Origin of the sequence: Afipia sp. P52-10 (genome assembly GCF_000516555.1) — a bacterium.
GTDB lineage: Bacteria > Pseudomonadota > Alphaproteobacteria > Rhizobiales > Xanthobacteraceae > P52-10.
Map to the genome: position 1 here is coordinate 138,882 of NZ_AZSJ01000002.1, position 6,616 is coordinate 145,497.

Sequence of the window (6,616 nt, forward strand, 5' to 3'; positions counted from 1 at the left end):
ATGAAAGTCTCGCTGGTCATCGACGGTGATGCCACCGGAGCAGTAAAAGCGGCCGGCGATACGTCACGCGCGCTCGATGGTGTCGCCGATAAGACCGCCGCGGTTTCGAAGAAAACCGACGAGAGTATGGCGCGCGCCAGCGGCGCGGTCGGCTCTCTCGCCAACGCCAGCAAAGCGCAAGGCGCCGCGAACGACAATGCCGCCAACAGCACCGCAAATTATGCACAACGGATCGGCGATCTTGCCAGCAAGGCGCTCGGCGCTGAAAACGCGTTGGCTCGGGTCGCGAGCGGGATAGGTAATTTCGTTTCGAGGTTTGCCGAGGTGGCAGGTGCCACCAGCAAGTTTACGTTCCTCACCGGCGCCATTGGTCTGGCCATCACGGCTGCGCAGACGCTATTCGATATTATTCAGAGCGGCAGTCGTGCGGCAAATTCTTCGTTAATTGATCACGAGCGCCTCGTTTCGACTGTTCGCGCAGCCTATGCCGATGCAGCGAATGCTGCAGGAAAATTCTACGACACCAGCAAATCTATCACGCAACTACGCCTCTTAGAACAAGAGCAGAAGCTGCGGGATCAGCTTCAGTCTTCGGTCGGCAGCGCGCTTCCCAACCTATATCGCCTCGCGCCGATGCAAGAGGATAGCAACATCCTCGGTAACTGGCTTTCGGGCACGAAGCAGGTTCGTGAGGAGTTTCGAGCGTTCGAAGATGCCATTTTCAAGCTGCAGGCAGGCTTCAAAGACGGTACTCCGGACGTTAAGGCATTCATGGACGAGGTGGGGCGCATTGCTCTCGCCAACCCGCAATTGCAAATGACCGGCCTCAAGCTGGCGGGTATCGCACAGCAGGCTGAGGAGGATGCGAAGCGCCTGCGCCTGACTCAAGATGCTCGAGCTGTCATCGAAGGGCGCGCGAAACCAGAGCAACGCGAGAATGTGCTCGGTCGAGCGCAATCGACTACCACCGCCTCGGCCAACGAATTCGATCGCCTTACCAAATCGATTGAAAAGCAGGCGGCCGCGCTCGAAGCTGAATCGGCGTCGATCGGCAAATCCACCGGCGAAGCAGCGAAGCTGCGAGCCGAGATGCTGCTGCTTGAAGCCGCTAAGCAGGCAGGCATCAAGGTCTCCGGCGAATATGCTGAGAAGATGGAAGCGGTTGCCTCGCGCATCGGAGCCGCGAGCCAGCGCGCCGCCGAGTTGCGCCTGAACTCCGATATCAACTTCGAGCGGAGCCAGCTCGGCCGGTCCAACACCGACGCGATGATCGCCGATCGGCTGCGGTCGGTCTATGGCGACAACGTCGAGTCGCAGATGAACGGCGCCGCCGCCAACGCGATGCGGCTCAACGAATACCTGCGCGACGTTCGTGCAACGACGACAGACCTGGCGCAGGGTGCGTTTCGCGATTTCGTCAGCCAGATACGCAGCGGCGCGTCGGCTTTCGATGCGCTGCGCAACGCCGGCGTTAATGCGCTCAACAAGATCGCGGAGAAGCTGCTGGACAAGGCGCTCGACTCGGCGCTCTCGCGGTTGTTCGGCGGTTTCGGCAGCTTTCTTGGCTTCGGCGGTTCAAGCGGCCCGGCTATGGGCGGCCCGATCAATGTGGTCGGCGCAGCCGGTGGCATGGCGGTCCCGACGTTTTTCGATGTCGGCGGCTACACCGGCGACGGCGGCAAGCATGAGCCGGCCGGCATCGTCCACCGGGGCGAGTATGTGTTCGACGCGGATAGCACTCGTGCGATCGGTGTTGGCAACCTCAATCAAATGCGCCGGAGCCTGCGAGGATATGCCGATGGTGGCTACGTCTCTGACAGCAACGTCATTCCGTTCCGGCCGGCGAGCGCGACGCGTCAGGCCGACCCCGTCGCCGCAGGCATGACGGTCCATGTCAATGACAACCGTACCATCACCATCAACGGCGGCGGCGACATCGAGGCGATCCGGCGCGAGTTGGACCGCGACCGTAACGATTTCACCGCGCGTGTGACCGACGTGGTTCAGACGTTGCAGAAGAAGGGCTCGTTACGCTGATGGCTATTCCAGACCTGCGGACGGATGTGATGGACTTCTGCGGCTATTCGCACGAGGCGACACCGCTGAGGCTCAACCAGCGTCAGGAGCTGAGCACCCAGGCGGATGGCACAACGCACGGCAAGGACTTCGGACCGGCGCTGTGGCTCGGCGACTTCGTCACTGAACCGCTGCCGCACAACCGCGCGGCAGAATTCCAGGCGATCATGGAGTCGCTCGACGGCGTGATCGGCCGGTTCGAGGCGGGNGATCTGCGCAAGCCGTTTCCGGCGGCATATCCGAGCGGTGCGTTTGCCGACACGGCCAAGATCAACAGCGTGATCGATCCGGTGACGATGACGTTGAAGGACTTGCCGGTCGGCTTCACGCTGACACGCGGCGATCACTTCGCGTTCGACTACACCTTCGCTGGTTTTGCGATGCGCGCGCTGCATCGGGTGATGAACACGGTGACGGCCAATGGCGCAGGCGTGACGCCGGCGTTCGGTGTGCGGCCGTATCTTCGCGCTGGTTACGCGCTGAATGCGCCAGTGACGCTGAAGCGGCCGATGGGCGTGTTTCGGCTGCTGCCTGGTTCATTGGCACCGAGCATGAAGAACAGCACGCTGACGGTCTATTCGTTCAAGGCGGTGCAGGACCTCTGATGCGCTCGATCTCCGCCGACAATCTCGCTGCACTTCGCGCTCGCCGCTTGATGGCGCGCGACTTCCTCTGGCTGGTCGCCCGCGACCGTGACACGGGCGAGCCGGTGGCGGACGGACAATGGTCTGATGTCGGGCCGATCGACGCGCCGGTCATCGATCCCATGACCGGCGGCCCCGTGACGCGGCGGTTTTTTGGGTCAGGCACGCTCACCAAGATTTCCGACATCTCGCTGGTTGCGAACCTGCGTGCGCAGACCGTGACCATCAAGATGTCCCAGGTCCATGATCGCGTGCAGGAGATCGTGCGGGCCTATGATTGCCGGCGCGCGCGCGTGGAGATTTTCCGTGGTCTGTACAACCCGGTGACGCAGGCTCTGGTCGCGCCGGCGTTGGCCCGCTTCTTCGGCTTCGTTGACAAGATCGACATCAAGACGCCGGCGGAGAACGACAACAACGGCGGCAGCGTCACCTTCTCGTGCGAGTCGCATATCCAGGCGCTGACACGATCCAACCCCGATCTCCGCTCGCATGAAAGCCAGCAGCTCCGGATGCCGGGCGACGCGTTCTACAAGGACACCAACGTCGTCGGCGACTGGGAACACTTCTGGGGTAAAACCAACGGCAAGCTTGCGGCCGAGCCCGCCGGCATCAAGTCCGCAGCGACTGGCACCAGCAGCCGAGGTGCCAAATGATCCGGGTCGCAACTCACGCTGACATCCCCGCGATGGTCGCACTGTTTCAACGGCATCATGAGGAACGCGCCTTTACGTTCGCGTTCAACGCGGCGCTGATCTCGATGGACTTGGCTGCGGCGATCGACGATCCGAACTGGCTTTGCCTTACGGCCGATCGATGCGCTCTTGTTGCGTTCAGCTATCGGCCGATGTTTTCGCCAAACAAGGTCGCCACCGAACTGATGCTCCGCTGCGAGCGGCCGCGCATCCGACCGCAGATGATCGCGCACTTCGAGAATTGGGCTCGCACGCGTCACTGCAAGCAGATCGCGCTCGCTTCAACCCACGCTTATGAGGCTTTTAAACGCCTTTACAAGCGCGACGGCTACGCGCCGGCCGAAATGACCTTCGCGAAGGAGCTGTAGCCAGTGCCGTTCTTCACAGCCATCGGTGTCGCGGCGTTTGGTGCGGGCACGTTCCTGGCGAGCGCGACCGCATTCGGCCTGCAGATGGTCGCGGGCATCGGACTGTCCTATGCCGCGCAGGCGATGGCCGGAAAGCCAGCGAACCAGCAGCAGGCTGCGAACCGCGTCGGCGGTGTGCAAGGCAAGCTGCAGGCCGGCGGCGATGTCCCACGCTCGTTCCCGCTAGGCTATTCTGTCACGGCCGGCTCGCTGGTCTACGCCAACACCTGGGGCAAGGATGGCGAAACGCCGAACGCCTATCTGACGCAGGTGATCTCACTCAGCGATCTTCCGACCGTGCTGAAGGAGGTTTACGTCAACGGTGAGTTGGCAACACTCCTGACCGGTGAGCCGCATGCTGACTACGGCATCCCGGTTCAAGCATATCGGAAGGACGGAAAGGACCATCTCTGGATCAAATTCCACGACGGCACGCAGACGACGGCCGACACCTTCGTCACCAACTCGGTGTCCAGCACCGAGCGGCCCTATGGACCGGATCGCATCGGTAAGGGTATCGCGTATGCAGTGTGTACCGCGCTGGTCAACGACGAGCTGTTCACCGGCTTTCCGCAGTTCCGGTTTACGCTCGAAGGCATCAAGCTCTACGATCCGTCGCGCGACGACACCGCGGGCGGCTCGGGTTCGCATCGCTGGTCCGACCCGTCCACCTGGGGCGGCGACGGTGACAGCCTGCCGGCGGTGCAAGCCTACAACGTCCTGCGCGGCATCACCTATGGCGGCCAGTGGCTCTATGGCCTGCAGGCGTCAACGGTCGCGCAGCTCCCCAGCGAGGCATGGATCAACGCGATCGTCGCGTGCCGCGCACCGATCCAGGGAGAGACCGGCGTCGAGCCGATCTATCGGGCTGGCCACGAGTGCCGCGTCAACGAGCGGATCGACGACACGATCGAGGTGCTGCTGACCACTTGCCAGGCAAAGCTGTCGGAGGCTGGTGGCATCTATAAGATGCATGTCGGCGAGCCAGGCGCGCCGGTGCTCACCTTCACCGATAGCGATATCCTTTCGTCGGAAGAGCAGAGCTTTACGCCGTTTTTCGGTCTCGCGGACACCATCAACGGCATCGCTGCGACATATCCAGAGCCGTCCGAGGGTTGGGCGACGAAGGCCGCACCGCCGCTTCTCGATGAGGAGCTGGAAGCCCTCGACGGCGGCCGGCGCTTGATGGCCGATGTCAAGTTCGACGCGGTGCCATATACCGCTCAGGTTCAGCGCCTGATGCAATCCGCACTGCGCGAGGCGCAGCGCGCCCGACGGCACACATTCGTTCTGCCACCAGAGTACTGGCTGCTGGAGCCCGGCGATGTCGTCGGTTGGACCAGTGCTCGCAACGGCTATGTCACCAAACTGTTTCGGGTCGATGGCGTTGCGGACAAGGCGAACCTCGATGTGCTGGTCGATCTCACCGAGGTTGATCCAGACGATTTCGATTGGGATCACGAGACGGATTTTACGCCGGTCCCGCGCAACCCGATCGTTTTCGTGCGACCGTCCGCACAGGCCGTGCTGGATTGGTACGCAGAAGGTGCCACGGTATACGATGCCAACGGTCTTGCTCGGCGTCCAGCAATCCTGCTGGAGTGGAACGGCACCGTCACCAGCGATATCGCCGCCATCCAGTTCGAGGTCCGCGAAGACTTCGGAGCCATGGAGATCGTCCATCGCGGGCGCTCCGAGAACGTCGCCGCAGGTTCGATCCTGGTCTCACAGAACCTGCTGCCGAATACGGCCTATCAGGTGCGCGGGCGCTACATTCCGGGCAATCCTCGCGATACGCTCTGGTCGGATTGGATCGCTGTCACAACGCCGAACATTCTGGTCGGCGAGAAGGATATCGTTCAAAGCCTGCTTTACCAGATGCAGGAGTTGCAGGACGAGATGGACCGGCGCATGTCGCTGGTCGAGAACGGCATGCAGACTTCCGCCAACTCGTCGGCCCGTAGCATCCGCGACAACACCCGGCTGCGCGGCCAGACGGTCAAGATGGTTGAGCGCGTTGAGCTGCGGGTTGATGATGCAGAGGCGTCTATCGAGGATGTGCGCGAGCTGGCGGTCAGCAATGAAGGCGCCATCGCCAGCCTGAGTACGAGCGTCGATGCTCGCTTTGCTACCACAAACGCGAACGTGACCACAAACGCGCAAGCCATTGCTGCGCTCGACTATTCGTTTTCACAGTATCAGGTTACAGTGAATGCGCAGCTTGGCAATCTGAGCAGCAGCGTGACCACCAATGCGCAAGCCATTGCTGCGCTCGACTATTCGTTTTCACAGTATCAGGTTACAGTGAATGCGCAGCTTGGCAATCTGAGCAGCAGCGTGACCACCAATGCCACGGCGATCGCCGGCATCGGCGCGCAGTACACCGTGCTGCTGGATGCCAACGGCTACGTGTCCGGAACCAAGCAGCTCAACGGCGGTCCGGGCGCGTCGTCGTTCACGGTGCTGGCCGACTTCTTCCAGGTTGCCAAGCCTGGGGTTGCGGGCGGCGCGCCGGTGCCGGTGATCACGCTCGGTTCCGTGAACGGTGTGCAAAAACTGGCCTTGCGCGGCGACATGCTTGCCGATGGCACGATCACCGCCCGGAACATTCTGGCGGGCTCGATCACGGCCGACAAGCTCCAAGCGAACTCCATTGGCACAAATCAACTCGCGGTGGGTGGCGTCGATATCACCAACCTCATCGCTGGTGCTGCAACGCAGGTCACGTCTCATGATGGCGGCGCGCTCAGTCTGACGGCGCCCGGGACGTTGTTCGATCTTGTTTCCAGTGGTCCAG

At 62.1% G+C, this 6,616-nt stretch carries 4 protein-coding genes; all 4 read left to right on the forward strand.

The window, feature by feature from the left end; translation table 11 throughout:
- A complete protein-coding gene (locus X566_RS01450; protein ID WP_034462861.1) occupies positions 1–2,037 on the forward strand; it encodes a phage tail tape measure protein in 2,037 nt (678 codons plus the stop codon).
- 643 nt (positions 2,038–2,680) lie between these two features.
- A complete protein-coding gene (locus tag X566_RS01460) occupies positions 2,681–3,373 on the forward strand; it encodes a hypothetical protein (protein ID WP_034462862.1) in 693 nt (230 codons plus the stop codon).
- Positions 3,370–3,780, forward strand: coding sequence for a hypothetical protein (locus X566_RS01465; RefSeq protein ID WP_152539771.1), 411 nt, complete (start codon positions 3,370–3,372; stop codon positions 3,778–3,780). Before X566_RS01460 ends, X566_RS01465 begins: the two co-directional genes overlap by 4 nt.
- 3 nt (positions 3,781–3,783) lie before the next feature.
- Positions 3,784–6,616, forward strand: a 2,833-nt coding sequence (locus X566_RS01470) for a phage tail protein (protein ID WP_051443789.1), incomplete at its 3' end; no start/stop codon positions are given.

Bases quoted from the DNA above. Each gene is read 5' to 3' on its own strand.
- X566_RS01450 (WP_034462861.1), top strand. From the start codon at position 1: ATGAAAGTCTCGCTGGTCATCGACGGTGATGCCACCGGAGCAGTAAAA.
- X566_RS01460 (WP_034462862.1), top strand. From the start codon at position 2,681: ATGCGCTCGATCTCCGCCGACAATCTCGCTGCACTTCGCGCTCGCCGC.
- X566_RS01465 (WP_152539771.1), top strand. From the start codon at position 3,370: ATGATCCGGGTCGCAACTCACGCTGACATCCCCGCGATGGTCGCACTG.